The organism is Candidatus Pyrohabitans sp. (assembly GCF_054014795.1).
This window is the reverse complement of the sequence record NZ_JBPMGE010000086.1, coordinates 1-23,889: the sequence shown is the minus strand read 5'-3', so window position 1 is coordinate 23,889 and position 23,889 is coordinate 1. Positions and strand designations below refer to the sequence as shown.

Sequence of the window (23,889 nt, the reverse complement as noted above, 5' to 3'; positions counted from 1 at the left end):
ACATGGAACTCGCCTATCTTCCTGCCGTTGACATAGTAGGGAATGGGCGGCTCTATGTTTTGGTGGGATGGTGTTTTTCCAGGAGAATCTGATTTTCCAAGGCATCCTGCGCCGAGAGCCATAAGCCCGGCTACAGCTGTGCCTTTAAGAAATGCCCTTCTTGAAATGTCCCTGCCGTCCATGACAGCATCATAAATCTCCTGCATGGCAACTCCACCTCGATTGTTTATAAAGTATTGATTCTTTGTTATTATCTACAACCCGGAGGGTTGGAGAGATTAACACCCGCCAACCTCAGAGCTGTGTTATTATCTATTGGTGGCAAAGATTTATAAATATTAATATTCGGCGATTGTCGGGTTATTCTGAGAGCATCTCATCTATCCTGTTCACAAAGTCTGTTGCCATGCTTATCAGCTTCCTGGCCTCTTTTCTGCCAAAGCTCTTTTCCACCGAATACTGTGCCGCTTCTCGGGTCCTCTTCGCCCGCTTAATCATCTCCACATACTTCTCCTCGAGAATTCGTGCCTTCTCCAAATAATCAATATACTTCCTCTCAAGCTTCCCCTTCAGAACAAAATAATAGTGCAGAAGATAAATTGTTGCCATGTGATTGTTGCTCTTGAAGCCAATACTGGCCAGCGCGGAGAGAGCAGCATGGTACATCGAATAGTAAGAAGAAACGACAACCCAGTCATATCCTTCATAGTCAGAAGAGAGTCCTATCTCTTCCTTGACATTCTCGTTTTCAGACAACGCCCACAACGCCCTGGTCGTGACAAGATTATGCCTTGCCTTTTCCAGATAATTCCCAGAGAGACGCCGCATCCCCGTTGCACGCTGGAACTGCTCCTTCTTTTCAAGGGCTCTCAGCTTCATCTCAAGAAACTCCTTGGTTTTCATATGCCCTCACTCACCAGCATCCAATATTTTTCAAAACCAAAAAACACGATTCCATCCAGAAGCACTTCCCTGGCAACACTCTGTTTTTCCTCTCTCAACATCTTCACAAACATCTCTTCAGTCACTATCACGGGATTAATGTTCTTCCCATATTTCATTTCAAGAGTCCCGATCTCCCTATGCACCACATCTTCCTTGTCTACAATCAAAAGCACATCCACATCGCTATCCTCTCTCTCTGTGCCCTTCGCATAGCTGCCAAAGAGGACAACCATCCTAAGATCAGCTTTCGACTTCAATGATTCAATCAGCTCATTTATCAGCTTGGAGATGAGCTTTTTATTGCTTGAATACTTGTCCTTCGTTTCCTGCGAAACCATAGCTAACATCAGCCGGGTTCTGTCGCTCTTCAAATTCAGCGAGCACAAGGAAGTGTTACCTTTCTTGACTCTTTTCAAACTGCCTTCATCAATAAGTCTCATTATGTTTTTATAGACATGGCTGTAAGTCGCGCCTAAAGCCTTGGATATCTGGTTTATTGTGAAAACTGCTTTAGGGTTTCTCTCGTACTGCCCGATAATCTTCAGCCTGATGTCGTCCATCATCTCACCTGAGATAGTATTATCTTTTGAAAGATAATCTTTTTAAAGCTTTCTCAACAACAGAAACTCACAGGCCTTGCCTTCTCCACGTATTCAACACTGAACAATCGGTGATTGTCTACTTTTCCAGGATAAAAAATATTTATATATATGTTATAATTGATAATATTAGTGTGAGCAGGATGAAAAAAGAAGTTAAATTCAAGGACCCTGAACTTGAGGCACGATACCAGAAAGTAAAGGGAGCTATCAAGTATAAAGGAAGTTCGGTTGAGCTGGTGAAAGAGCTAAGGGCAGGCATCAAAGCATAGAAGGATGCCTTATCTTTAATTTGAACTTGTTCTGTATTGCATGGTTATTTATCAGATTCTCATCAAGAGTGACGAAAACATTGGCTTTCTCCTCTATAGCTGTCGCCAAGTGCAGAGCATCTGCTGCTTCAACCCGGCTGTCAATGTGATTTATTCTCCACGTATTCAACACTGAATAAAATAAGTCCTGAGAAGAAGCTCCTTGACGCAAGGGAGAACAAGATTACGGGAATGGCAACCTCTTGATTTCTGAGGAATCTGACTACATAGGGCATTAAATTATGCAACAAGGATACGGAGGTAGCGGGATAATAACCTACATCAAGACAAAAGAAGTAAACGGAAAAGAAATCGCTGAAAAGGCGGAGTTCAAAAACAGAAGAGGAGTTTTATTCGGGAGAAGTTCCGAAGGCGAGGATTTAACGTATTCTTATAGCTAAGGCAGAAGTCGCCGCAGAGCTTTTTTCCAAATCCTCTGAAGTAACAAACTCTTTCCTGTCTCTGTGGAGTTTTTTAAGCAAGCCTTTACTTTTCATCTAAACCACAATTCCATATTTTTATAGAATTATGCTATGAATCATACTATTTAAATCTTTCACGAGCAAAGCAGAAGTCCGCTATCTATCCAGCGATTGCCGGGCTCTTTCTGGTTAACCCAGAGCACTTCAAACCCCTCTTCAACCATGGCATTCCCTCGGTATTCTTAGGAGGTGCTATTGTATTCGTAGCATTTGAGGGCTTTCAGCTTATCACTAACTCGGTTGTGGAAAGCAGAGAGCCTGAGAAAAACATACCTCTCGGGGTCTACCTTTCAATTGGCATAGTCTCTGTGATTTACATTCTACTCGCGATTACAGTTATGGGGGTTCTGAGCTTTGAGGAAATTTTAAGGGCAAAGGATTCGCCGTGGCTGAGGCGATGAAGCCAATTTTTGGAGAATACGGCTTCGCAGTGGTTTCCCTCGCTGCCCTGCTCGCAACGTCCTCGGCTATAAACAGCACACTCTTCGGGGCGAGCAGGATGATGGCAGATATAGCGAGAGATAAATACTTCCCACCTATCCTTACTAGGAAAACAGAAAGGTTCGTCCCCAAAAAATGCTCTTCTGTTTTTATTTGCCCTCTCTGTCCTCTCCCTGATATTTGGGGGATTGGAAGCCATCGTAGCCTTTTCAAGCATGACGTTCCTGCTTGTCTCTCTTGCAGTGGCTATTGCAAACTTCAGGTTGATGAGGGTCACCAAGGCTAACCCGGGTATCGTGCTTGCTGCGATTTCCCTCATAACAATCACGATTGTCTTAATGATTGTCTATCTTTTAGAACACGAAAGGGATATTCTCCTTGAAATCTTGTCCATATACGTATCTGTGGCGGCCGCTTTTGTTGTTTATATAATATTTAAAAAATCGCAAGGCAAGTCTCCAGAAAAATAAAGTATCTGATGGGCAAAAATAGAAAAAGAGGCACCAATATGATAACAGTGCTTTACTATCTGGGCACAATAACCCTCAGCATGGCTTTCCTCCTGCTCCTGCCCCTTCTTGTGAGTATTGTGTTCAACGAATACAGCGTCGCCCCCGCCTTTGTTCTGCCCATGCTGGCATGCGCTCTGCTCGGGATTCTGCTCCGAAGGTTCGCACCCAGGAAGGAGTTAAATCTCCGCAGAGCGTTCATAATCTCGGCCCTGGGCTGGTTGCTCATTGCTCTAATAGGAGGTCTGCCCTATGTGTTAGGTGCAAAAGCGAGCTTCCTGGATGCCTACTTTGAAGCCATGTCCGGCTTCACCACAACCGGAATAAGCGTACTCACCCCGAGTCAGCTCCCCCGCAGTCTGCTCTTCTGGCGCAGCTTGACTGAGTGGATTGGCGGCATAGGCATAATTGTGCTTTTCCTGGCTCTGTTCATCCCTGGTAATGTCGCAGCCAAGCTGTATGTTGCTGAGGCGAGAAGTGAACGCCTGGAGCCCAGCTTCGCAAGAACGGCGCGCAAAATCTTCTATATCTACTCCTACCTCACGCTGGCGGCGATACTGGTGCTCTACCTGAGCGGAGAAGGCGTGTTCAGGGCTGTAAACCACGCCCTTACCGCAGTATCCACAGGCGGTTTTTCACTCACCGACGAGGGTTTTACCGCCGCTTCGCCATTGACCAAGATTGTCACAATACCCTTCATGCTGGCTGGTGCGATGAGCTTTGCCCTTCATCAGCGCGTAATTAAGGGAGAGATTAAGAAGTTCCTCTCAAACATAGAGGTCAGGGCTATACTGGCGATTATCGCGCTATTCTCCTTCCTCCTCTACCTCGACGGCATCAGTGCAGTAGATGCGGTGTTCACCGCTGTCTCTGCGCTGACCACCACCGGCTTTGCAAGCATCGATATATCCTCCCTCAGCGAGCTTTCAAAGTACTACCTTCTCTTCCTAATAATCATCGGCGGCAGCTACGGCGCAACCGCGGGAGGAATAAAGGTGATAAGGTTTGTTATAATCCTCAAGGCAATGGGATGGTATGTCCGCAGAATCGCCTCCCCGCGAAGACGGGTGATGCCCTTCAAACTCCAGGGTAAAGTTTTAAGCGATGAGGAGGTATTTACCACGCTGCTCTTCGCACTGCTCTACATATTCTTCATAGCCTCGGGCACCTTTATCTTCATGCTGCTGGGTCATGACTTAATGAGCTCACTTTTTATGATTTCCTCGGCGCAGAGCAACGATGGGCTTGTGGTCTTCACCCAGTACACCAGCATCGAGAAGGTGGTTATGGCCTTCCACATGTGGCTGGGAAGGCTGGAGATTATCCCGGTGCTTACGCTTCTCGGTGCATTCAGAAGGAGACAGACCTAGATGATCCCGGTCATCTTCAGACCTATGATAAGCATGAGGGCACCAAAGATTCTCCTCAGGGTGATGTCTGGCAGTTTCTTTGAAGCTATGGCTCCCGCCTGAGCTCCCAGAATCCCTCCCGCCAGGAGGAATCCAGCCATTGCAGGCGCCACATTGCCCTGCTCCCAGTAGACCAGAGCCCCGGAGGCGGCGGCTCCAATCACCACTATTAAGCTGCTGCCCACCGCCACGTGCATTGGCACCCCGAGTATGCCCACCATGAGGGGTACTGCAAGAAAACCCCCACCGACGCCCATAAGACCCGAGAAGAATCCCACCACAAGGCCTATGAGCACCGCCCTGGGGATATTGATTGTGTACACATCACCATGGAATACCCTCTTAAGATTCAGAGGTGATATCTGAAATACCCCATGCGGCTCGGTATGCCCGGCTTTGACAAAATGCTGCAGGAGTTTGATGTGGTCGATTTCCCTCTCCAGCGCCTCTATGCCTCTCTTTTCATATTTTTTTATGATGTGGGAGAAAATAAACTGCACCCCTACTAAGAGAACCATGAAACCGAAGATTGTGGAAACCGTAGAGCCGGGAAGCAGCTTGTTTGCATGCGCCCCTATCTGCCCGCCCAGAACGGCTCCAAGCAGAATCATGAGTGCGAGTAGCGGGTCAGCACTCTTCTGCTTGAAATGACGGTAGGCCCCTGAACTTGCGGTGGCGAGTATCTGCAGAAGGTCTGTCCCGATGGCTATCTTTATGGGTACGTTTAGGAGGTACACGAGGCTCGGCACCATGAAGGTGCCGCCTCCCACCCCCACAAGACCTGCAAGAAAGCCCACACCGGCTCCAATAAGCACCACCAGGAAGGGCGATGCATTTACAAGACCCTGAGCAAATTCCAAATCAGCTCCTCCTTAATTTAAGATTAAAAATATGGCACAACATATATTTAAATTGCTAGTAAAAGTGTCTTAGAAGAAAAAAGGGAAAGGGGGGCGTTTCATCGCCCGCCCATGCTTTCTGGCATGCTTTCATGCTCAATAGTGGTGTTGGTGGTATTCTTGTACTTCTGCTCAAACTTGCCCTCAGTGTCCTCCTGTTTTCCTGCCTTTGTGCGCTTTTCCATTCTCTCTCTGGCCTTTTCCATTCTTTCTTTTACCATCTCCAGTCTCTTCTCAGCTCTCTCCATGGCCTTCTCCATCTTCTCCCTTGCCTTCTCCAGACCGTATTCCTTTATTTCCCTCTCAGCCGCATCCACGTGGAGCTTGAAGTATCCCGGGGCTACGTGCTCAAGCATCTTCTTTGCGGCCTTTGCCTGGTGCTTGGCTGCCACCGCCAGGCCAAAGGCTTCGCCGTATTTGCTTTCGTTGTACGCAGTCTCAGCCCGCTCCAGATGCTCCTTTGCGTTCATCAGCAGCCTGGCTGCGGCCAGTTCCCAGCCGCTTGTTACATTGCTGGTATTGAAGTCCGCCTCTGCAATTGCCTCTCTCGCCTCTTCCAAGGCCTCGGCAGCGCGCTCCGCGAAATCCACACGGGTTTCATTAATCTCCTCAACACCATGCTCCCTGAACCTCTCCTTAATCTTCATGGGATTCATATTGGGCGCGGGTATGAGATGCAGCCTCTTTGCGCGAAGCTTCTCAATAGCCTTTTCGACACCTTCCGGCACCTCATCATCCTTTACCAGCAGGATGGGCACGCCTTTGGCCTTCGCCTTCTTCAGCGCTTCCTTTATACCCTGCTCATCCATACCCTCAACCACAATCGCCTCGTTGCTCTCATTCCACATGCCCGCCGCCATAGCAGCGGTCTCATATCTATCCTTGCCCGCGATTCTCTTCACTGTGATTTTTATCTTTACCTCGACATCAGGCACCGCAACAGGACCGCCCACTACGTAGACCATCGTTGCGCCGCTCGCTTCTATCTTTACAACAGCCTCATCGCTGAGGGTACCCCAGGGTGTAACAACAAGCGAAGCATTGAGCTTCTGCACCAGAAGCTGTGCCACCGCCTGGTCAGCGGGGTTGTCGGATACAAGCACCACCACATTGGTCTCCTGCGCATAGGTGGGTACGGCAAGCATTGCAATTGTAAGCACCGCAATCAACACACCTCTCACGCACATCACCTCCTTTTATATTGAATTTAAACATATTCAGGCATAAAATATCCTGAAACACTGTTCTTCGGGCATACAAAAAAAATCTCAAAATATGGTTACCTCGGGCAAATAAAAACAAAAAATGGTTTATTACTGTTCACAGAACAAATTTGTCTGTTACTTCAACTTGCCCCTCAAATTCCCCACCAGGTGCTTTTCCACATCTGGCGGAACAACAACCACAGGTACGGGAGAGATACCTATCACCCGCTCAGCCACGCTCCCGAGGAGAATCTTCTCCAGCCCAGAATGACCATGACTCCCCAGAACTATCAGGTCACAGTGGAGCCGCTTCGCCGCCTCTACGATTTTGAGGTAGGGCACGCCCTCCTCAAGCAGAGCCTCCGCCTCTATACCCTCCAAATCGCAGTGTTCCTTCACCTCCTCTAGTACCTTCTCTCCTTCCTCCCTGTACCTCTTCTTCATGTCATGCCACAGCACCTCCACGTAGCCATGCACATTGGCGACATGGATAATTGTGAGCTTCGCCTTCGTAGCCCTGGCGAGGCGCATTGCATAGCACACCGCGGCCTCACTGAACTTTGAGCCGTCGGTGGCCACGAGAATATGTGAATAGATGTTCATGTCTATCACCTCCTAATGGTGACTTAACGTCTTAGCTTTTCTATCTACCGCAGCCGCCTCTCTGACCTTCTTGAAAATCACACCTATCGCGAGCAGCGCACCGCCAAAGAGCAGCGCCGTGCTTAACATGCTGAGCACATTACCGGTGCTGTCACTCATACTGAGGTATCCCATCCTTCTGAGATACTCCGGCACCATTACCACCCTGCCCAGGTCGGAGGTGGCTATCACCGTCACCAGTGCCAGCTTTGCCACGCGCTGCTCCACTATCTCGGTGGCTATTGCTCCCAGCTGTACGCCTATTAGGGAGCCAAGGTAAAGGAGCACCACAAGGCGGAGGTCAACATACCCCCGAAGTGCATAGTTTATCGCACCCCAGGCACCTGAGAATATGGCAAGGAAAAGCTCAGTACCCGCAGAAACGCGGGTGCTTATCCCGAGCAGGTATATCATCGCAGGCACGCCTATGAAGCCTCCAACACCTATTGTACCGGCGAGGTAACCCGTGGCAAAGGCGACCAGAAGGGGGAACCAGAGGGAGATTGTTATCCTGGCAACATCGAAGTGCACCACCGGGGGGAGCTTAATGCCCTGAATCTTTTCCACAAGCTCTGTGTTTCCCGAGCTTTCCCTTTCGCCTCCACGAAGGTCTCTGAGGATAACAATTGTTATGGCTGTGAGCACTATTATGAAGATGCCACTTATGTACAGGTTGGAGGCAGCCTTGCCCATGGACTCGAATATCTGAGAGTTGACCTTCACCGCCACCTGCACACCGGCAAGGAGACCAACTACCATCATCATCGCAAGCTTTTTATCCACGTGCCCGAGCTCACCATGGCTGCGCGAGCCCACTATAGCCTTGCCGAACTTGTGGGTTATGTTTGAGCCCACAGCGAGAATACCCGGCACACCCAGGTTCATCATGCCGGGGGTCATTATGAAGGCGCCCCCGCTACCCAGGAAGCCGCTCAGGGTGCCGCCTATAAAGCCCAGGAGAACCACTGCCAACGCCTTGGCAATGGTCAGGTCCATGAAATCGACCTCAAATCCACTGGGTGGTGGTATGAATCCGCCCATTCAACTCGCCTCCTCAGTGCGCTTTTGGCTTGATGCCCAGGTACTTTAAAGCATGGGCAATGGTATTGCCGTAGATGTAGGCCACTGCAAGCACTGTGCCGAGAATCAGAAACACTGAAACAAAGCCCTTCTGGGTCAGTACACCTTTAATTATCCCGAAGGATGCGAATATCACAGCATAAAGCAGCAAAGCCGCCGCACCGTAGGCTGCGGAGACCCTGAGTTCCCTCTTCCTCGGATTGGGATACTCCACCTGCAGCCCGAGTGTGTGCTTCTTGAGATGCTTTGCAAGTTTTGATTCTGCGAAGAAGACAACCTCAGGTTTAAGCGCATTTATCTCACGGGCCAGGTTCTCAACTGGGCTTACACGCACACAGATTTCTGTTTCTATCCCGCGCTTTTCAAAGACCGGGACAACTCTACCCAGCAGGACTCTTGCCCTCTCAACATCCTCAGGCGACTTCACAGTATAGAGTAAGGTCGCCCTGTTCTTCATGCCTCTCTTGGCATGCCCAACAAGCCACTCTGCACAGAACTCTGCAAAGTCCAGCGCAGATTGGGAATCACCAGAATCCACGGCAGTATTCACTACCAGTACAACATTTCTCTCCATTCATACCGCCTCCTTTATCCCTGCTCAGCCGCACTTGCACTGAGTTTTTTAATCTTGGAAGAGAGGATGAGTGCAATCTTATCGGTGAACTTCAGCAACCTGGGCTTGAACACAACCACCGGGCAGGATGCGCGCCTTATCACCTCTTCAATCATGCTCCCCGCAAGCACCCTTGAAAAACCGCTCCTGCCGTTGGTGCTCATGAGTATGGCAAAGGCTCCCACTTTCCTTGCCTCCTGCACTATCTCACTCGCGACCCTTCCAGCCTTCAATTTTGGCCTTGCCTCTACACCATGCTGTTCAAACTCCTCCGCAAGCTCTCTGAGCTGTGCCTCTTTAATTCTCATCTCCTCCAGCACGGGTGTGGCTGCCTCCATGTCATTAACCTCTGCGACATAGAGCAGCGTAGCCCTGACATTCCCACTCAGCTTCTTCATCCACTCCACCATGCTGGGCAGGGTCTTGTTCAAAACCCCTACATCCGTAACTGCAATTACCACGTTTTTGTCGGCCATTGCACAAATCCTCCTAAATCAATTTAATTTATACTAAAAACAGCACAGTATTTATTTATTTTCCAAATGTATTAGGAAAATTTTCTTAAAGATGTACCATACTTTTCCCAACTCTCTCCCACATCTCAAAATAGCAGGCACCCCTCTACCTGGTGCTCAGGTAGATGAATATAGAAAGCGCAAGGGTTTCAAATACATCTGCTATGAGCCTATAGTGGTCCACCACATTGGAGGTCTCAACACCAAAGACAAAGACCTTTATGATGGGTGCTGCAAAGAAGGTTCTGAAGAACAGCGCCAGGGCGAAGAGCAGAAAACCCAGTGTGAAGGTGGACTTTAGCTCGAGGTAACGCTTAAAAAAGATGTAAACCAACACGCTGAGGATGGCAAGGTTTATTACGCTGAACACCAGCCTTGCAGTAAGAATAAAGTCATCCATTTCCTTCAGAAAATAGATGTTGAGGATTAATATATAAGCTTTGTTGTATAGATTGTGCAACAGGTAGTTGACCATGAATAAAAAGCTCCTCTGGTGGATTTTCGGTGTGACCAAGGGCGGGGTTGTGAGAGCAAAGATAGTAAAGATGCTCCACGAGAGGCCGAGCAACGCCAACCAGCTGGCCCAGAAGCTCAAGATGGACTACACAACTGTAAGGTATCACCTGAACATTCTGCTAAAGCACGGGATAGTCGAAACCTCAGAACATACCTACATTGTGATGTACTTCCTCACCGACAACATGCTGGAGCACTGGGATGAGTTTCTCAAAATTTATGAGAAGATCACAGGAGGGAGAGAATGAAAATACTTGTACCCACAGACGGCTCCTGGGCGGCATATGCTGCTGAGAAGTATGCCGTGAAGCTCTGCCGCAGGTGTGGAGGCAAGATTATTGCGCTCCATGTGTACGACCCGGAGATTTCCATGGAAACCTGGAAGGTTAAGATAAAGAGGGAGCTTCTGGGAAGGATGCAGACAGAAAGTGACACCCTGGAGATAATAGACAGGGTGAAGAAGCTGGGGGAGGAAAATGGCGTAGAAGTGGAGAGTGTGATAATAAAGGGCAGGGGCAGACCCTCAGATGAGATTATAAAGTATGTGAATCAGCACGGCGACATCGACCTCATAGTCATCGCCCCCACCGGGAAAAGCCATCTCTTCAAGATGTTTCTCGGCAGTACCACGGAGGGTTTGATAAGCGAGCTGGGAAGGCTTCTAAATGTACCTGTGCTCGTGGTGCCAAAGCATAAATAGTCGTGCACATTTCTGCAATGGCGTTAGTAAAATTTAAATATGGTAATGGTAATCATCTTCCCGGTTGTTTTATCCAAACTCCTCTAGGAGGTAGATGGGAACGTTTGTTTTGTGGCCCCAGAAATCAAAGGTTAGTGTTTATAAGGTGCATGGAAGGTTAGGTTCTGTTCCTCCCACTGTGCGTGCTGAGTATGAGGTGATTGCACAATGAATCTGGAAGACGTGATTCCTGCGATTTCCTGGCTGAAGGGCTATAAATCCAGATATTTCTATTTTGACCTTATTTCAGGGATAAACCTCGGCGTGAGTATGATACCCAAGGCCATGGCCTATGCTCTGGTTGCCGGACTCCCGCCGATATACGGTCTCTATGCCAGCTTCGTGGCGCCCCTTGTAGCCATACTCTTCGGAAGCAATAAGCTTTTATTCACCGGTCCTGTGGGTGTTATGACGGTGCTTGTATTCACCGCCCTCTCACCCCTCGCTGAGCCGGGCTCACAGGAGTACATATCCCTCGCGGCCATGCTCTCGCTGATAGTGGGATTCCTGATTCTGCTCATAGCCATGCTCCGCCTCACCTTTATCCTAAACCTAATATCCCACGCGGCGGTGATAGGCTTTGTAAATGCAGCCGCGCTTATAATTACAGCGACGCAGCTGAAGTATATCTTCGGGGTGCATATCCCGCGTGAGGAGTATGTAATCATGATGTTCATGGAAATACTCAAGGGCATCCCTGAAACAAACCCCCTGGTCCTTGCCCTCTCTCTGGTGGCATTTGCCTCCATGATACTCCTGCATAAGCGCTACCCGAAGCTTCCTGAGGTTATAATTGTTCTTATACCTATCACCCTGGTGGTCTATTTCCTGAACCTAGGGGACAGGGGTGTTGAGCTCGTGGGCAGTCTGCCCCAGGGGCTGCCTGCCCCGGTGATTCCCGGAGGGGATTTGGGCAGGCTGGGTGCACTCCTCACCTCGGCTGTGGTCATAGCCATAGTGGGAATGACTGAAACCTACTCCATCTCCAAAATTGTAGCCTACAACACAAAGCAGAGGGTGGACTTCAACAGAGAGTTCATTGGGCAGGGGCTGGCGAATATTGTCACCGCCTTCTTCAGGGGCTACCCGGTGTGCGGCAGCTTCTCAGGCACCAGCGTTAATTGGGCAAGCGGCGCGCGCACAGGCGTTTCGATAATAATCTTCAGCGTGCTTGCTCTCCTCTCAATAACAGTGCTAACCCCCGTGTTCTACTACCTTCCCAAGTTCATGCTGGCGGTGATTGTGATACTCGCCGTAATAAAGCTGTTCCAGCCAAGGCAGCTTCTGGAGATTTACAGGATAAATAAATACGACGGCATCGTAGCCTTCACAACCTTTGGGGTGTCGATAATCGCAAAGCCTGACGACGGAATAATTGTTGGTGTGGTGCTCGCCCTGGCGCTTTATGTCTGGAAGACGATGCATACCAGTGTTTATGTTGTCACCAAGGACAGGGAAACAGGCTACTTTGTAGCCTGTGCAGAGGTAAAAAGCTCTGGCTGCAGACAGCTGCTCCTCTTGAAGCCGGAGGGACCCTTCATATATGTGAACGCCGAGCATATGAGAGATGAGATTCTCCGCCTAGTGGACATCAACAGAGAGGTGAGATGTGTAATCATCGATATGGCTGCGGTTTACTACATCGACACCTCCGGTGTTGACGCCCTTAGAGACCTTGTTGAGGAGCTGCAGAGAAAGAATGTGAAGCTCTTGATGATACATCTGGAGGATGAAGAGGCACTCAGGGCAATTACCCGGGCGGGTCTAATAGAGCACATAGAGGTCCATGAGACCAAGAAGGAGGCCATTTCCAGCGCCTTTAAATACCTCGATAAAAATATATGTAAGAGGTGTGAGGAAGATATGTTCAGAGAGTGCAAAGAGAGGAGGTGACTTTTTGAATACACTGCTCTTGGTGTGTCCACCCTATCCAGAGATTGAAAAACTTCTGAAAGTTGCTGAGGAAATCAGCTCTGCCCTCGGCGGTAGTATTACTGCGCTATGCGTGAGGAGCGATATTGCTCAGAAGTACTACTCGCCTTTCAGCATTCAGCTCGGAAAGGTGGACAAAGAAGAGGAGAGGAAGGTATTTGAAGATATAACACGGGTGCTGGGGGAGAGGGATGTGGTGAAGCTGAGCCGCGGAGGCGAGCTGGTCTCCCAGGTGCTCGATGAGATTGAAAAGGGGGATTATGAACTTCTGATATTCGGGGACGTGGAGACAAAGCTCACCAAGAAGCTTGCAGAGTATTCCCATGTTTCCACACTGATTTACAGAAGGGGCGAGCATATCGAGAGAATACTCGTGTGTACCGACGGCAGTGAGCCATCGCTTAGCGCAGCAAAGTTTGCAGGGAGACTTGCCAGAGGTATTGATGGAAAAATAATAATCCTTTCGGTGGCAAAGAATGAGGACGAGAGGTTATATGCAGAAAAGGCAATAGAAAAAGCAAAAAGAGTGATGGAAGAAATTGAAGTGGAGGAAAAGATTATAATAGGTGATGTCAGGGAGGCGATACTCGCAGAGGGAAAAAATTGTGACCTCGTTGTTCTCGCCCCCCGTGGCCTGAGCAAGCTCCACAGGGTCCTGCTGGGGCATGTCTCACTGCACGTTGTGGAAAAGGCAGATACAAATGTGCTTCTTGTCAGGTAAGATTTACCCCCCTGAGATAGATAATGTGGGTTGCGACGACCAAGGTAGAAATTAAGGCGCTACCGATATAGAATCTCCTCAGGTATGGGAAGCTGCGGAACACAAAGAACATGCCAAGGGAGATGCCCGCAATTAAAAGGAAGATGGTGAGGGAAATATAGACCGGTGCAGCTCCCGCGAGTATCAGGAGAAAGGTCAATCCGCCAATCAGTAATCCCTGATAGGAGAGACTCATCCCCAGAATACGTACTTCTATCGTCCCTGATTTTCTTCGATGCTTGCTATACTGCTTCCATGACCAGCTTTTTAATCTCATCTTCCTTCATCCCATTTTTTAAGGCCAACAGGGCAGTTCTCACCCGGTTTATCTCAGCTTCCTTCAACAGTAAATAGGCCAGGAGAATGCCAATATTAAATACCTGAGAGGATGAGATTTCCTCGACTTGGCGCAACACCTCAGCTTCGAGTATCCTCTCAACATCATTAAGATTTCTAGTCTTCTCATAACTCCTGATTGCCCTGAAGAACATCTCCGGATAGGCACTTGTCCCTGCAAGATGGTGCAGGATTCCTTGCACATTCTCTTCCAGCACTGCTGGAGAGACCTCTCCGTAAAGTTCTACTCCCGGGACCAGATACTTCTCCAGACTTTCAGGAGGTATGCCATCGTTCTTCATTCGCAGAAGGGTGATGATGTTCCTTGAATCTATCCTCATCCCCAGTATAGTCCTCGTAATGCTCCTGTCCTCTCCTCTGAGGGATGAAGCCGCATCCAGAAGCTTTGAATTGTAATACCCGTACAGGGGCTCTATCAGCGAGGAGAGAGCACCGGTGGCCTTCCATTCTCTTAACCCATTCTTTAAAAATTCGCCGTACGCAGTTTTCTCAAGTTTTAAAACCACGTCTTCCACGTCTGCCGCTTCCAGGAGAGAGCTTATGGTATCTCTGGGTAGAGTTCCCAGGCGGATGAGGTCTTCTGGAAGTTCAAATATCCTCTGCCCGGAGAATTTCTCTGTCAAAATAAAGACTATATTCTCCACGTCCCACCTGCCCCTTATCATAATTTCCAGAAATTCCCTTGCCTTACCTGGTGCAATCTTCAGCACATCTTCATTCACATGAGCCAGATACACCTTTAAGCTCAGCTCCAGGTTTTCTTCAAGGTTCACATAGGGAGCATAGCTGGTGTTCTCAAGCAGGGCGATGGCCCCCTCAAGGCTCCCAGCCTCTGTAAGTTCTTCCAGAGTGCGTCTGCTTAGCATATTGCCCTCTTCGCCCCTTATAAAAGAGGCGGGGAAGATATAGGGCGCCCTGGACAGGAGCCATGAGGCTGGCTGAACCGCCACCAATATCGCTATCAGGAGTGCTACGAAGGAGAGCAGAGCCACTGCTCCGCTAAAACCAAATGCATCTACCAGCGCCTGAAAGACTCCCATTTCTATACCTTCACAGCAGCCCGCCGTTCAGCAGTATCATCACCGCCATCACAAAGCCGAGAATGGCAAAGAACTCTGCCATGATACCATAGACCATGACCTTTCCAAAAACTCCATCATTCTTGGCAACTGCACCTATGCCACCGGCACATGTAACTCCCTGACCTATTGCTGTTAGCCCTGCGATTCCCATTGTCAGCCCTGCTGCTATGGCTGCGATGGACATCTCAGGAGTAACCGTCTTTCCGCTCAGTATCGCCCCCGACAGTATAAATATCCCCACAAGGAAACCGTAGATTCCCTGAGTCTGGGGCAGCTGCTGGAGTATCAGGGGTTTGCTGAAGTTCGCCGGGTTGCTTGCCACTGCTCCAGCAGCAGAGGCACCCGCAATACCCACACCTAAAGCCGAGCCGAATCCTGCTATTCCCACACCGAGGGCTATGCCAACCATGGCAAGAGCCGCCTCTGAGGTTTCAACCACCATCTTTTTCGCCTCCTGTTGATTTTTCCACAAGAACTGTCCTTTCTCTCAAGGCATGGAAGGGCAGATACTTTGCCCCACCGCCTTCATAAAATTTTGAGAAGAATTCCGCATAGTGAAGTCTTAAGGTATGAATAGCTCCTCCCAGGGTGTTAATTGCCAGGCATGCGATGTGACCCACAAGGAGAATCCCCACGAACACAAGGGCGGGGATGAGCATCAGCGGATTGCTGGTTATCTTATCTATTATAATCTGTGCCACACCTGCAACCTCACCCCCAGGAGGAACAAGCCCCATGAGAGAGCCCATAATAATTGCCGAAACATTAACCGCCAGTGCCAAGCCACCGGTGGCCATGTTCAGAGCAAGGATTCTGGAGTAGGAAATTAAATCTGCAAGAAAACCTGTTGTGTCGAATAAGCCCAGTGGACCTGTCTGGATAAGCAGGAGCACAGCTCCAACAGCAACCAACTTTATTCCCATCATAAACATCTCATCGGTGATCGCCTTAACCCCGAAGAATTTAAAAAGCACCAGCAGCAGGCCTATTTCGAGGATTAACTTTCCAATTTCTCCCGCAGTACGCCTGTGTTCTTTCAGCATTAGGGAATCTTTGAGGGATATGAGTATCCCTATATTCATGTGGAGGGCGCCGAAAACCACGCTGACCACGAGGATGAGCATTACCGGGCTGATGGGATGCCCCATAAGCATAGACTCCTCCACACCAAAGGGATTCACCCAGGGGGCAGAGATATCCAGGCCAAGGATGCGGGGCATAAAATCGCCCAAGTAGCTGCCCATCAGCACACCGAAGAGCACCGACCACAGGGCACCAAAAAGCAGTATACTTGTCAGTCCCTTTAAACCTGGAATCAGCCTGCAAGTTAAGTAAGCGAGGGCTGCAAGTATTAAACCGTATATAGCGTCTCCGAGCATAAAACCAAAGATAAGGGGATAAAAGATAGCAAAGAATAGGGTGGGGTCAACCTCATTGTACCTCGGCATTCCATACATCTCAGTGAGGGCTTCGAAGTTCTTCACTGGCGAGGGGTTATTCAGCAGAGTAGGTGGCTCCTCCTCTGCAAATTCCAGTTTCTCAAGCAAAAAAGCACCCTTGGTCTCTCTTCTTACGATTTCTTCAACCTTTCCAATGTTTTTCTCTGGGACCCATGCCTCAAGCACAGCTGTACTACCTGTCCTATGGAACAGTGGATAAACGCCAAATCGTCTGAGCTCAATATCCAGCTCCTCCCCGATCACAAGAAGATCCTCTTCCTTTTCTTTTGCCAGCAGGTATACCCTATCCAGCAGCTTTCTTTCCTTCTCCCTGAGTTTCTCAAGTTCCCTTTTTACACTCCTGAGGGCTTCTTCTGCGGTGCCCTCCAGCTCAGGAATCTTCAACTGTTCAAATCGAAGGCGCTCCAGAAGCACATTGAGCTCCTCTTCCCTCTCCTTAAGGGCAAGGACAAGTATAAGGCTCTGCTTATCATCTATCCTCTCAATATGAAAGATTATTTCATCGGTCTCATATTTTTCTAACTCAGGAATGTATAACTCCTGTATAACACCCACTCTCACTATTGTCCGTGTATAACTGTATAAAAGGTCCCGAAGCTCAACCTTCAGTGGCTCGAGCTTTCTCAGGATATTGAGATACTCTTCCAGTTTGTCAATCTGTTCATTGACGGTGTCCAGTTCCTCCTCCAGCTCCTTTACCTCTCCCTCAATGACCTCAATAATCTTTTCCGCCTTAGAGGCAAGCCTTTCAGGGGTGGTGTATTCCACCTCCCTCTTAGCAGCAGTTTCTGCGGATGTCCCACGCAGTCTGAGCAGTATCCCCTCTTCTTCATCTCTAACCCTCTTGACCTGCTCTAAGAAATCCAGAATCCTGCGCAACCTCACGTGCAGTGAGGAAAGCTTTGCCTCGCTCAGTGGTTTATACATCCTCCGGGTAATGGCCGCTATATCAGGGTCAATCTCCCTGATTTTCAAAACCCCTGCCTCATGCAGCTCCGCTACAAGAGAGGATAAATCTGACCTATGGACCACAAGAGCTATTTTCTGCATCCTTTCAGGATAAAGCATCAGTCCACCTCTCAAGTATGCTCCTTGGTAAACCTATCTTCTTAATTCCTGCAGGCTTTGGCATATACTCACCCAGAAACAATTATTCGAACATGGGACAGCTTTTCACTATAAACACATTTGTATTTGCGTGGGTCAGCACAGCAAGGGAGACATGACCTATAAGTAGGCGCTGGAGCTTGCTAAGACCACGAGAGCCGAGGAGCACAAGGTCATAATCCTCGCTTTCCTCCAGGATGGTGTCCCTCACCTTTCCTATCTTCACAAGGATTTCTGCCTCAACATCGTATTTTTCTGCTATCTCCTTGCCTTTCTCAGCATTTATATCTGCTATCTCCTTCAGCTCCTCTTCTCTCGTCACTGAGAGCACAGTTAACTTTGCGTTCAGGTTCTTGGCAAGGTAGGCACCTATCTTAACAGCACACTCCGCGAGGGTGGAGCCGTCAGTGCAGACGAGAATTTTCTTTATCTCCACATCCCTCTTAACCACGAGCACTGGTTGGGGAGAATACTCAGCTACCTTGCCCGAGACGCTCCCCAGCACAGTACGCTGTATGCCAGTGGCCCCTGCGGTGCCTACGACAGCGAAGTCATAGTTGCCAGTCTCAATCTCATGGATCAACTCCCTGGCGGGGTCTCCCACAATGTACTTGGTTTTACATTTTATGCCATGGTCCTCAAAAGCCTGTTTTACCCTGTCAAAAACCTTATCTGCAACCCAGTCAACACCAAACATGTTTGCTATGGTCTCGCCACTTGGCCCTGCTGGAATATGAAGCAGTGAAAAGTACCTTTTAGGCACCTCAGGTGCTATGTACATGGCGGTGACCTCCCCATTCAGAGCCTTAATCACCTGCCTCGAAACTCTTAAAAGAGACCCCAGGTGTTCCGCAGGAAATACACCCAGCAAGAATTTTGTTTTCATCACCTCAACCTCCTGCAACTCCTATAGTTTCCACAGCCCTTTCCAAAAGACCTTCCGGGAATCCCACTATACTGAAAACAAGTACAAAAGTAACAATCCACATTATTACCAGGCTCAGCAGCAGCATTCCCATCCCATACTTTATGAAGTCGCTGGCACTCAGCATTCGCTCCCCAGTATCAGGATATCTCCCCAGGGCGTATACTATAACATTATTGGGGGTGCCTATGACAAGCACATGGGCAAAGCTGGTTGCAAAGGCTGTGGCCAAGCCGACCGCCCACGGCTCAGCTGGATTACCGCTCAGTATCCCCATGGGTATTGTTATTGGGCCGAGTAAAGCTGTTGTGGCCGCATCGCTCATGAAGTTGGTTATTATCCCGCTGAGCAGGCTTACAAAAACCCATAGAACCAGACCCTGAGGGTCCACTATGCCTGAGATTAGGTCCATAAAGCTCCGGGCTATCCAGAGCGCTGCGCCGGTTTCTTTCATGAATGCCCCCAGGCCCAGGGCACCAATGTACACAAACCAGGCATCCCAGGCGATGCCTCTCAGCATCTTCTCCCAGTTGACTATCCTCAGGAATACTGGGGCGAGCATTGCAAACAGCGACGCTGCTCCCATACCACCTATCTCAAAGAGCTCACCAAAAATCCAGCCAACGATTGTTATTACCAGTATCACTGCTACCAGCTTCTCATTTGTGCTCATTGGTCCCCGCCTTCTAATATCCTCCTTTATCGCCTCTATGCCAGGTGTCAAATTCCTTACCCTCGGCTTGAACACAGTCATAGCATAGAGGGCTACTGCCAGGCCAAGCACCGGTACCATTGGCAGACCATACATCATCCACTGGGCAAAGCTCATCTGCACACCAAAATGCTCAAAATATTGAAGCATTATAGCATTCCTTGCTCCCGCCGCCGGAGAGCCAACACCTCCAACGTTCATCGCCCATGTCAGGGTGAGAAGAAGCATCTTGGCAAGTACCGGGTCGTGCACAACCTCGCCTTTCTTACTTGCGGCCCTCACTGAGCCATAATATATGCTTGCCATCACTGGAGCGAGAAAAGCAGCAAGCGCATGTGCAGAAATAAAAGCGCCGACAATCGGCATTATTATTGCAATCGCAAAAATAGGCCCCCTGAACCCATGCGCCCATCCAAGAATAGAAGCAGCTATGCGGCTGTGCAGCCCCACCTCAGCCACTATATAGCCGAGGGCCAGCACACCGAGAATAAAGAAAACCGCATCTCCCATAAAATTCTTTGCTATGTCGCTGGCGGTAGGGCCGTCAAGGGTAAAAACATAACCCGCCAGGGGTATTAGCATGGCTGCCGCACCTATGGGCACAGCCTCCGTGGCAAAGAAAACAACCGCAAGCAGTACCAGGGCAATCACAACTTTTGCCTTAAAAGCAGCCTCCTTGGCAACATGGTCCAACCAGGCATCACTCTTTGCTATCTTCTCCCGCCATTCTTTGTTTGAAAGTATTCTCTCATCTATCAGCTTTATCGTTTCTTCTTTGTTTTCGGCCTTCATTAGAAGTTTATCTATTGTCTCCCTGTCCTCTTCTGACAGATCTATTCTGCCCATTTCGTAAAAGTAGAGGAAATCCTCTGCATTGCCCACTATCTTCTTATCAACAAACATCCTTTCGGCATATTCGTTCTCTCTTACAACCTCATACAGGCTTCCTGGCGTGGGAAAAGAAAGAATTGCAATAAAAAGAGCAAATCCAGAAAGAGTCCAGAATTTTTTGTGTGACAGCAAACCTCTGTGATCAACAGCATGTGCTTCTTCCATGGTTCCACCTCTATGGCTACGCCCGTCCAATGTTAAATTCCACTTATATTTAAAGTTTACCTTTTTATAGGATGCCTGTAAATACGAGAGTTTTGTCGAAGGTTTTTTCATGTAGTGGTCTCAAATTACTCTGAAAAGTACCAGTTAAGGAGGTCCGAATGGATACACCGCAACTATTTGCAGCAGCAGTGCTATTAGTATCCTATGCACTGATAGTAACAGAAAAGGTACACCGTACTGTCGCTGCCATGGGCGGTGCCGCCCTGATAATAGCCCTTGGACCTCACTTTAAGCTTATCGACAGTCAAACCTATTCCAGTGAGATGCATTTTCTGGTGGAGGCAATAGACTGGAATACAATAGGTTTGCTTCTCGGAATGATGATAATTGTTGGAATTCTGAAAGATACGGGGGTGTTTGAATATATTGCTGTTAAAACAGCAAAACTCTCTCGAGGGGACCCCTGGAAGATTATGCTCCTGTTTGCCAGCACCACCGCACTCCTTTCGGCCTTTCTGGACAATGTCACCACTGTGCTACTGATTGCACCTGTCACAATAAGCATAACCCTCAGTCTGAAACTTAATCCAGTACCTTTCCTGATAACCGAGATTCTCACCTCGAATATAGGCGGCACTGCAACTCTGATAGGAGACCCTCCAAACATAATAATAGGCAGCGGTGCAGGTCTAAGTTTCAATGATTTTATTGTAAACCTCGGGCCGATAATTATAATCGTCTTTATAATTATAATGGCTTTTCTGAAAATCCGATTTAAAACCTACTTATCACAAAAACCAGAAAATATTGATGAAATACTGGCAATGGACGAGAGAGAACAGATTAAGGATTATGATTTGCTCAAAAAGTCAATATTTGTGCTATCCTTCGTGATAACCCTCTTTTTCCTGCACTCTGCGCTTAACCTTGAACCTTCTACTGTTGCACTGCTTGGAGCAGTCCTTCTTCTTTTTCTGAGCTTTGAGCATCCCGATAAGGTACTTCGCAAGGTGGAGTGGAGCGTACTGCTCTTCTTTGCGGGCCTGTTTGTGATAGTTAAAGGCGTGGAGGAGGCTGGCTTAATAGAGCAAACCGCCAGGGCCACTGTGGAACTGACCGGTGGAAATCTTGTAGTTGCAATATTCATTATACTCTGGGTATCAGCAATTGCAAGCGCAATAATAGACAACATCCCCTTCACAGCTACCATGGTCCCTCTTGTTTACACCATGAGCTCAGACCCGGTATTTGCGTCACAGATAGCCCAGCTCGGAACCAACCCAATGTGGTGGGCCCTCGCTCTTGGTGCATGCCTGGGCGGAAATGGTACTCTGATAGGGGCCTCTGCCAATGTGGTTGTCGCCGGAATAAGCGAAAGAATGGAGTACCCGATAACCTTCAAGGAGTTTCTGAAGTATGGTGTACCTGTAACACTTATTTCAGTCTCCGTCGCTGGCATAATTCTTTATATTAAAACCTTTATAATATAGGAGGGAGAAAATGAAGATACTCGCTGCCATAAAATTTTCTGACGAAAAAAGTCCTCTGGTGGAAACAAGCATAAACTTCGCCTGTCACACCAGAAGTTCTCTGGAATTCCTTCACGTTGTAGACGAAACTCCGCTGAAGCACACCTGGATTAGTGAGTTGCCTGAGAGCATGACGGAATACATGACAAAAAGAGGGGAGGATATTCTAAAAGAGGCTAAGAGACAGGCCCATAGATGTAAAATCTCTGTAAAAACAAGGCTTCTCTACGGCGTACCCGATGAGATTATTTTAAAGGAGGCGGGTAAAAACGACCTGCTGATTATGCGCTCCAGAGTTTTCAGTCCTTCGGACAAGCTGGGAACTGTTGTTGAGAGGGTTCTCTCGAGGGTTATAAAGCCGGTGATGCTCGTAGGTCATATCAAAAAGAGCTTCAACACCTGCCTGGTGCCGGTAGACGGCTCCGATGAGTCTTTTAAGTCACTATATGAGATAAGTAAGAGGCGGGATACATACAATTTTAAGAAAATTTACATCGTGCTAATCCACAAAAATGTAAAAGAAGAGGTTAAAAGACCAAAAAAGGATATCCCTTCAGGGACTGGTGAAATGGACATCTACAAACACAAGGTTGTAATGGATGCGGTTATGAACATCGTTGCCGATGCCGCTCCTGAGGTGATACCAAAGGTTGTTCATATCAAGCATGGCGATGTGGCGGATGCAATAATTGAGTACTGTGATAAGAAGCATGCCGATATAATATTCATGGGGATGACAGGTAAGGGGAGAATTTCGCGCTTTTTTATGGGCTCTGTCTCGCGGAAGGTGGCGTCCTTCTCCAAGGTGCCTGTGGTTCTATTCCCAAAACCGTATGTGCCCTGAGATGATTAAAGGGAGGGTAAAAAGAGTTTAGTCCTCCTCCTTATCCGGGTCAAAGTCCAGGTATTCCTTCATCTCCCCCGGAAATATCTCCACAACCTCATCGCCCCGCTTTAAGTGGATGTAGACCACCTCCAGGTAATCCTCGAACTTCACCCTGTACTTCTCGTGAAACTCCGGCAAATCGCGGGGGAAGTTTATCCACCTGGGATTGGCTATCTTGACCTCGAAGGTCTGGTTTATCTCCTGAATTAACCTCTTTCTCTCATCAAAGTGACGGCGTGCCTCGAAGACGAGAACGTCTCCAGGTCTTATGTCGTACTGGTTCTTCATGGTGAAGTTTATGTACATCTCGTCCTGACTCTCTATTCTGTTTATCTCCCTGAGTGGCATTTCTGCGCCTCCTTCAACTTTTTCTTACCAAAGTTAGCTAAACTATCTTAACCTGTTAAACCTTGGAGGCAGAAAAATGGCAGAGTTGCCCACGGTACCCTATCATCCTACGCCAGCTGAAAAGGCGAGAGAGCTTTTATCCCTGGCAGAACTCAAAGAGGGCGAGGTTCTCTTCGACCTGGGCTGCGGTAAGGGGAATATACTCATGGTTGGAGCAGAAGAATTTGGCGCCCGCTGCGTGGGGATAGAGAAGGATGCAGATCTGGTAAGGGAGGCGCAAGAGGAGGTTAAGAGGCGCGGTCTTGAGGACAGGGTGGAGATAATCCAGGGGGATATCTTCGCCCCTGAGTTCTGGGCGCATCTCGGCGGGAAAAGCAAAGCAGTGGTGCGCAATGCGGACGTCGTCGCAATATACCTGAACTTCAATATGCACGAGGTTCTCAGGCCCATGCTTGAGAAGGAGCTTCGAAAGGGCACCCGCGTGGCGAGCTTTGAGTTTTTTGTGCGCGGCTGGCGCACCTACAAAGAGAAGCCAATGATGTTTGTTTTCAAGAAGGGCGAGGGGTTTTAGGACAGATATGTTTAAATATTAAAATGATTAAATTTAATACGGTATAGGATATGCCCGTCACTGTCACCACCAGGATTGATAATGGACTTGCAAGAAAGATTGACGAGATAACAAAAGAAGAAGGAATGGACAGGTCCACAGTTATCAGAAGGTTCCTCACAAAAGCTGTGAAGGAGTGGCTGATTGAAAAGAGTCTAAAGGAGTACGAACAGGGAAAGATAACCCTCTGGCAGGCGGCAGAAAGGTGTGAGATGTCCCT

Annotated in this window: 30 protein-coding genes; 13 read left to right on the top strand and 17 right to left on the bottom strand. The window is 48.5% G+C overall.

All coding sequences use genetic code 11. The features are described from left to right. From ACXJJW_RS09200 to ACXJJW_RS09190, 3 genes are all read right to left on the bottom strand, one after another. A partial coding sequence (locus tag ACXJJW_RS09200; protein WP_456475448.1) for a twin-arginine translocation signal domain-containing protein occupies nt 1-206 on the bottom strand: 206 nt, incomplete at its 3' end. 154 nt (nt 207-360) lie between these two features. Beyond that, the gene (locus ACXJJW_RS09195) at nt 361-903 is read right to left on the bottom strand and encodes a HEPN domain-containing protein (RefSeq protein ID WP_456475447.1); all 543 of its coding nucleotides are present in this window, start codon (nt 901-903) and stop codon (nt 361-363) included. Next, entirely contained in the window at nt 900-1,508 is a 609-nt protein-coding gene (locus ACXJJW_RS09190; RefSeq protein ID WP_456475446.1) for a nucleotidyltransferase domain-containing protein, read from the bottom strand. The genes ACXJJW_RS09195 and ACXJJW_RS09190 overlap by 4 nt, the downstream gene beginning before the upstream one ends. A gap of 170 nt (nt 1,509-1,678) precedes the next feature. On the opposite strand from ACXJJW_RS09190, the gene ACXJJW_RS09185 reads away from it, so the two are divergent. The 5 genes from ACXJJW_RS09185 (at nt 1,679) to ACXJJW_RS09165 (ending at nt 4,657) form a co-directional block, all read left to right on the top strand. After that, nucleotides 1,679-1,816, top strand: a complete 138-nt coding sequence (locus tag ACXJJW_RS09185) for a hypothetical protein (protein ID WP_456475445.1) — start codon at nt 1,679-1,681, stop codon at nt 1,814-1,816. Between the two features lie 281 nt (nt 1,817-2,097). Beyond that, on the top strand, nt 2,098-2,256 hold the full coding sequence (locus ACXJJW_RS09180; protein WP_456475444.1) for a hypothetical protein: 159 nt from the start codon (nt 2,098-2,100) through the stop codon (nt 2,254-2,256). Between the two features lie 206 nt (nt 2,257-2,462). Then, the gene (locus ACXJJW_RS09175) at nt 2,463-2,738 is read left to right on the top strand and encodes an amino acid permease (protein WP_456475449.1); all 276 of its coding nucleotides are present in this window, start codon (nt 2,463-2,465) and stop codon (nt 2,736-2,738) included. Nucleotides 2,739-2,966: 228 nt separating this feature from the next. Further along, complete coding sequence (locus ACXJJW_RS09170) at nt 2,967-3,248, top strand: hypothetical protein (RefSeq protein WP_456475443.1); 282 nt, start codon at nt 2,967-2,969, stop codon at nt 3,246-3,248. Between the two features lie 38 nt (nt 3,249-3,286). After that, nucleotides 3,287-4,657 carry a TrkH family potassium uptake protein gene (locus ACXJJW_RS09165; protein WP_456475442.1) on the top strand — a complete coding sequence of 457 codons (1,371 nt, stop codon included), beginning with the start codon at nt 3,287-3,289 and terminating at the stop codon, nt 4,655-4,657. Here ACXJJW_RS09165 and ACXJJW_RS09160 read toward each other — a convergent pair. From ACXJJW_RS09160 to ACXJJW_RS09130, 7 genes are all read right to left on the bottom strand, one after another. Then, the gene (locus tag ACXJJW_RS09160; protein WP_456475441.1) at nt 4,654-5,556 is read right to left on the bottom strand and encodes a sulfite exporter TauE/SafE family protein; all 903 of its coding nucleotides are present in this window, start codon (nt 5,554-5,556) and stop codon (nt 4,654-4,656) included. The genes ACXJJW_RS09165 and ACXJJW_RS09160 overlap by 4 nt on opposite strands. 98 nt (nt 5,557-5,654) lie before the next feature. Continuing rightward, on the bottom strand, nt 5,655-6,782 hold the full coding sequence (locus ACXJJW_RS09155; protein WP_456475440.1) for a cell wall-binding repeat-containing protein: 1,128 nt from the start codon (nt 6,780-6,782) through the stop codon (nt 5,655-5,657). A 153-nt stretch (nt 6,783-6,935) separates the two neighbouring features. Then, complete coding sequence (locus ACXJJW_RS09150) at nt 6,936-7,403, bottom strand: universal stress protein (RefSeq protein ID WP_456475439.1); 468 nt, start codon at nt 7,401-7,403, stop codon at nt 6,936-6,938. A gap of 12 nt (nt 7,404-7,415) precedes the next feature. Beyond that, on the bottom strand, nt 7,416-8,483 hold the full coding sequence (locus tag ACXJJW_RS09145; protein WP_456475438.1) for a sulfite exporter TauE/SafE family protein: 1,068 nt from the start codon (nt 8,481-8,483) through the stop codon (nt 7,416-7,418). A gap of 13 nt (nt 8,484-8,496) precedes the next feature. After that, on the bottom strand, nt 8,497-9,096 hold the full coding sequence (locus ACXJJW_RS09140; RefSeq protein ID WP_456475437.1) for a hypothetical protein: 600 nt from the start codon (nt 9,094-9,096) through the stop codon (nt 8,497-8,499). Between the two features lie 14 nt (nt 9,097-9,110). Then, entirely contained in the window at nt 9,111-9,611 is a 501-nt protein-coding gene (locus ACXJJW_RS09135; RefSeq protein ID WP_456475436.1) for a universal stress protein, read from the bottom strand. Between the two features lie 145 nt (nt 9,612-9,756). Beyond that, nucleotides 9,757-10,050 carry a DUF8036 family membrane protein gene (locus tag ACXJJW_RS09130; protein WP_456475435.1) on the bottom strand — a complete coding sequence of 98 codons (294 nt, stop codon included), beginning with the start codon at nt 10,048-10,050 and terminating at the stop codon, nt 9,757-9,759. Nucleotides 10,051-10,123: 73 nt separating this feature from the next. Between ACXJJW_RS09130 and ACXJJW_RS09125 the strand changes: the two genes are divergently transcribed. The 4 genes from ACXJJW_RS09125 to ACXJJW_RS09110 all read left to right on the top strand — a co-directional run bounded on the left by ACXJJW_RS09125 (nt 10,124) and on the right by ACXJJW_RS09110 (nt 13,558). Then, nucleotides 10,124-10,414 (top strand): winged helix-turn-helix domain-containing protein, encoded by a 291-nt coding sequence (locus ACXJJW_RS09125; protein WP_456475434.1) that lies wholly within the window; start codon nt 10,124-10,126, stop codon nt 10,412-10,414. Continuing rightward, the gene (locus ACXJJW_RS09120) at nt 10,411-10,866 is read left to right on the top strand and encodes a universal stress protein (protein ID WP_456475433.1); all 456 of its coding nucleotides are present in this window, start codon (nt 10,411-10,413) and stop codon (nt 10,864-10,866) included. The genes ACXJJW_RS09125 and ACXJJW_RS09120 overlap by 4 nt, the downstream gene beginning before the upstream one ends. 207 nt (nt 10,867-11,073) lie before the next feature. Further along, nucleotides 11,074-12,798, top strand: a complete 1,725-nt coding sequence (locus tag ACXJJW_RS09115) for a SulP family inorganic anion transporter (RefSeq protein ID WP_456475432.1) — start codon at nt 11,074-11,076, stop codon at nt 12,796-12,798. Between the two features lie 4 nt (nt 12,799-12,802). After that, nucleotides 12,803-13,558 carry a universal stress protein gene (locus tag ACXJJW_RS09110; protein WP_456475431.1) on the top strand — a complete coding sequence of 252 codons (756 nt, stop codon included), beginning with the start codon at nt 12,803-12,805 and terminating at the stop codon, nt 13,556-13,558. Here ACXJJW_RS09110 and ACXJJW_RS09105 read toward each other — a convergent pair. From ACXJJW_RS09105 to ACXJJW_RS09080, 6 genes are all read right to left on the bottom strand, one after another. Next, complete coding sequence (locus ACXJJW_RS09105) at nt 13,551-13,793, bottom strand: hypothetical protein (protein WP_456475430.1); 243 nt, start codon at nt 13,791-13,793, stop codon at nt 13,551-13,553. The genes ACXJJW_RS09110 and ACXJJW_RS09105 overlap by 8 nt on opposite strands. A 46-nt stretch (nt 13,794-13,839) precedes the next feature. Continuing rightward, a complete protein-coding gene (locus ACXJJW_RS09100) occupies nt 13,840-14,994 on the bottom strand; it encodes a V-type ATPase subunit (protein WP_456475429.1) in 1,155 nt (384 codons plus the stop codon). 10 nt (nt 14,995-15,004) lie between these two features. Continuing rightward, nucleotides 15,005-15,478 (bottom strand): ATP synthase subunit C-like protein, encoded by a 474-nt coding sequence (locus tag ACXJJW_RS09095; RefSeq protein WP_456475428.1) that lies wholly within the window; start codon nt 15,476-15,478, stop codon nt 15,005-15,007. Then, a complete protein-coding gene (locus ACXJJW_RS09090; protein ID WP_456475427.1) occupies nt 15,468-17,564 on the bottom strand; it encodes a V-type ATP synthase subunit I in 2,097 nt (698 codons plus the stop codon). Before ACXJJW_RS09090 ends, ACXJJW_RS09095 begins: the two co-directional genes overlap by 11 nt. A gap of 82 nt (nt 17,565-17,646) precedes the next feature. Then, on the bottom strand, nt 17,647-18,489 hold the full coding sequence (locus ACXJJW_RS09085) for a universal stress protein (RefSeq protein WP_456475426.1): 843 nt from the start codon (nt 18,487-18,489) through the stop codon (nt 17,647-17,649). 4 nt (nt 18,490-18,493) lie between these two features. Further along, complete coding sequence (locus ACXJJW_RS09080) at nt 18,494-20,296, bottom strand: SLC13 family permease (protein WP_456475425.1); 1,803 nt, start codon at nt 20,294-20,296, stop codon at nt 18,494-18,496. Nucleotides 20,297-20,454: 158 nt separating this feature from the next. Here ACXJJW_RS09080 and ACXJJW_RS09075 point away from each other — a divergent pair, with 158 nt between their 5' ends. Next, the gene (locus tag ACXJJW_RS09075) at nt 20,455-21,786 is read left to right on the top strand and encodes an ArsB/NhaD family transporter (RefSeq protein WP_456475424.1); all 1,332 of its coding nucleotides are present in this window, start codon (nt 20,455-20,457) and stop codon (nt 21,784-21,786) included. A gap of 10 nt (nt 21,787-21,796) precedes the next feature. Next, nucleotides 21,797-22,669, top strand: a complete 873-nt coding sequence (locus ACXJJW_RS09070) for a universal stress protein (protein ID WP_456475423.1) — start codon at nt 21,797-21,799, stop codon at nt 22,667-22,669. Between the two features lie 27 nt (nt 22,670-22,696). On the opposite strand, the gene ACXJJW_RS09065 is transcribed toward ACXJJW_RS09070, so the two are convergent. Continuing rightward, nucleotides 22,697-23,059 carry a hypothetical protein gene (locus ACXJJW_RS09065; RefSeq protein ID WP_456475422.1) on the bottom strand — a complete coding sequence of 121 codons (363 nt, stop codon included), beginning with the start codon at nt 23,057-23,059 and terminating at the stop codon, nt 22,697-22,699. Between the two features lie 76 nt (nt 23,060-23,135). Here ACXJJW_RS09065 and ACXJJW_RS09060 point away from each other — a divergent pair, with 76 nt between their 5' ends. Both ACXJJW_RS09060 and ACXJJW_RS09055 read left to right on the top strand, forming a co-directional pair. Continuing rightward, nucleotides 23,136-23,630 carry an SAM-dependent methyltransferase gene (locus ACXJJW_RS09060; RefSeq protein WP_456475421.1) on the top strand — a complete coding sequence of 165 codons (495 nt, stop codon included), beginning with the start codon at nt 23,136-23,138 and terminating at the stop codon, nt 23,628-23,630. Between the two features lie 50 nt (nt 23,631-23,680). After that, a partial coding sequence (locus ACXJJW_RS09055) for a UPF0175 family protein (RefSeq protein ID WP_456475420.1) occupies nt 23,681-23,889 on the top strand: 209 nt, incomplete at its 3' end.

What these genes read in the sequence shown, in the direction of transcription:
- ACXJJW_RS09195 (WP_456475447.1), bottom strand. Translation starts at nt 903, where the DNA reads ATGAAAACCAAGGAGTTTCTTGAGATGAAGCTGAGAGCCCTTGAAAAG.
- ACXJJW_RS09190 (WP_456475446.1), bottom strand. Translation starts at nt 1,508, where the DNA reads ATGATGGACGACATCAGGCTGAAGATTATCGGGCAGTACGAGAGAAAC.
- ACXJJW_RS09180 (WP_456475444.1), top strand. Translation starts at nt 2,098, where the DNA reads ATGCAACAAGGATACGGAGGTAGCGGGATAATAACCTACATCAAGACA.
- ACXJJW_RS09165 (WP_456475442.1), top strand. Translation starts at nt 3,287, where the DNA reads ATGATAACAGTGCTTTACTATCTGGGCACAATAACCCTCAGCATGGCT.
- ACXJJW_RS09155 (WP_456475440.1), bottom strand. Translation starts at nt 6,782, where the DNA reads ATGTGCGTGAGAGGTGTGTTGATTGCGGTGCTTACAATTGCAATGCTT.
- ACXJJW_RS09150 (WP_456475439.1), bottom strand. Translation starts at nt 7,403, where the DNA reads ATGAACATCTATTCACATATTCTCGTGGCCACCGACGGCTCAAAGTTC.
- ACXJJW_RS09145 (WP_456475438.1), bottom strand. Translation starts at nt 8,483, where the DNA reads ATGGGCGGATTCATACCACCACCCAGTGGATTTGAGGTCGATTTCATG.
- ACXJJW_RS09140 (WP_456475437.1), bottom strand. Translation starts at nt 9,096, where the DNA reads ATGGAGAGAAATGTTGTACTGGTAGTGAATACTGCCGTGGATTCTGGT.
- ACXJJW_RS09135 (WP_456475436.1), bottom strand. Translation starts at nt 9,611, where the DNA reads ATGGCCGACAAAAACGTGGTAATTGCAGTTACGGATGTAGGGGTTTTG.
- ACXJJW_RS09130 (WP_456475435.1), bottom strand. Translation starts at nt 10,050, where the DNA reads ATGGATGACTTTATTCTTACTGCAAGGCTGGTGTTCAGCGTAATAAAC.
- ACXJJW_RS09125 (WP_456475434.1), top strand. Translation starts at nt 10,124, where the DNA reads ATGAATAAAAAGCTCCTCTGGTGGATTTTCGGTGTGACCAAGGGCGGG.
- ACXJJW_RS09120 (WP_456475433.1), top strand. Translation starts at nt 10,411, where the DNA reads ATGAAAATACTTGTACCCACAGACGGCTCCTGGGCGGCATATGCTGCT.
- ACXJJW_RS09115 (WP_456475432.1), top strand. Translation starts at nt 11,074, where the DNA reads ATGAATCTGGAAGACGTGATTCCTGCGATTTCCTGGCTGAAGGGCTAT.
- ACXJJW_RS09105 (WP_456475430.1), bottom strand. Translation starts at nt 13,793, where the DNA reads ATGAGTCTCTCCTATCAGGGATTACTGATTGGCGGATTGACCTTTCTC.
- ACXJJW_RS09100 (WP_456475429.1), bottom strand. Translation starts at nt 14,994, where the DNA reads ATGGGAGTCTTTCAGGCGCTGGTAGATGCATTTGGTTTTAGCGGAGCA.
- ACXJJW_RS09095 (WP_456475428.1), bottom strand. Translation starts at nt 15,478, where the DNA reads ATGGTGGTTGAAACCTCAGAGGCGGCTCTTGCCATGGTTGGCATAGCC.
- ACXJJW_RS09090 (WP_456475427.1), bottom strand. Translation starts at nt 17,564, where the DNA reads ATGCTTTATCCTGAAAGGATGCAGAAAATAGCTCTTGTGGTCCATAGG.
- ACXJJW_RS09085 (WP_456475426.1), bottom strand. Translation starts at nt 18,489, where the DNA reads ATGAAAACAAAATTCTTGCTGGGTGTATTTCCTGCGGAACACCTGGGG.
- ACXJJW_RS09080 (WP_456475425.1), bottom strand. Translation starts at nt 20,296, where the DNA reads ATGGAAGAAGCACATGCTGTTGATCACAGAGGTTTGCTGTCACACAAA.
- ACXJJW_RS09075 (WP_456475424.1), top strand. Translation starts at nt 20,455, where the DNA reads ATGGATACACCGCAACTATTTGCAGCAGCAGTGCTATTAGTATCCTAT.
- ACXJJW_RS09070 (WP_456475423.1), top strand. Translation starts at nt 21,797, where the DNA reads ATGAAGATACTCGCTGCCATAAAATTTTCTGACGAAAAAAGTCCTCTG.
- ACXJJW_RS09065 (WP_456475422.1), bottom strand. Translation starts at nt 23,059, where the DNA reads ATGCCACTCAGGGAGATAAACAGAATAGAGAGTCAGGACGAGATGTAC.
- ACXJJW_RS09060 (WP_456475421.1), top strand. Translation starts at nt 23,136, where the DNA reads ATGGCAGAGTTGCCCACGGTACCCTATCATCCTACGCCAGCTGAAAAG.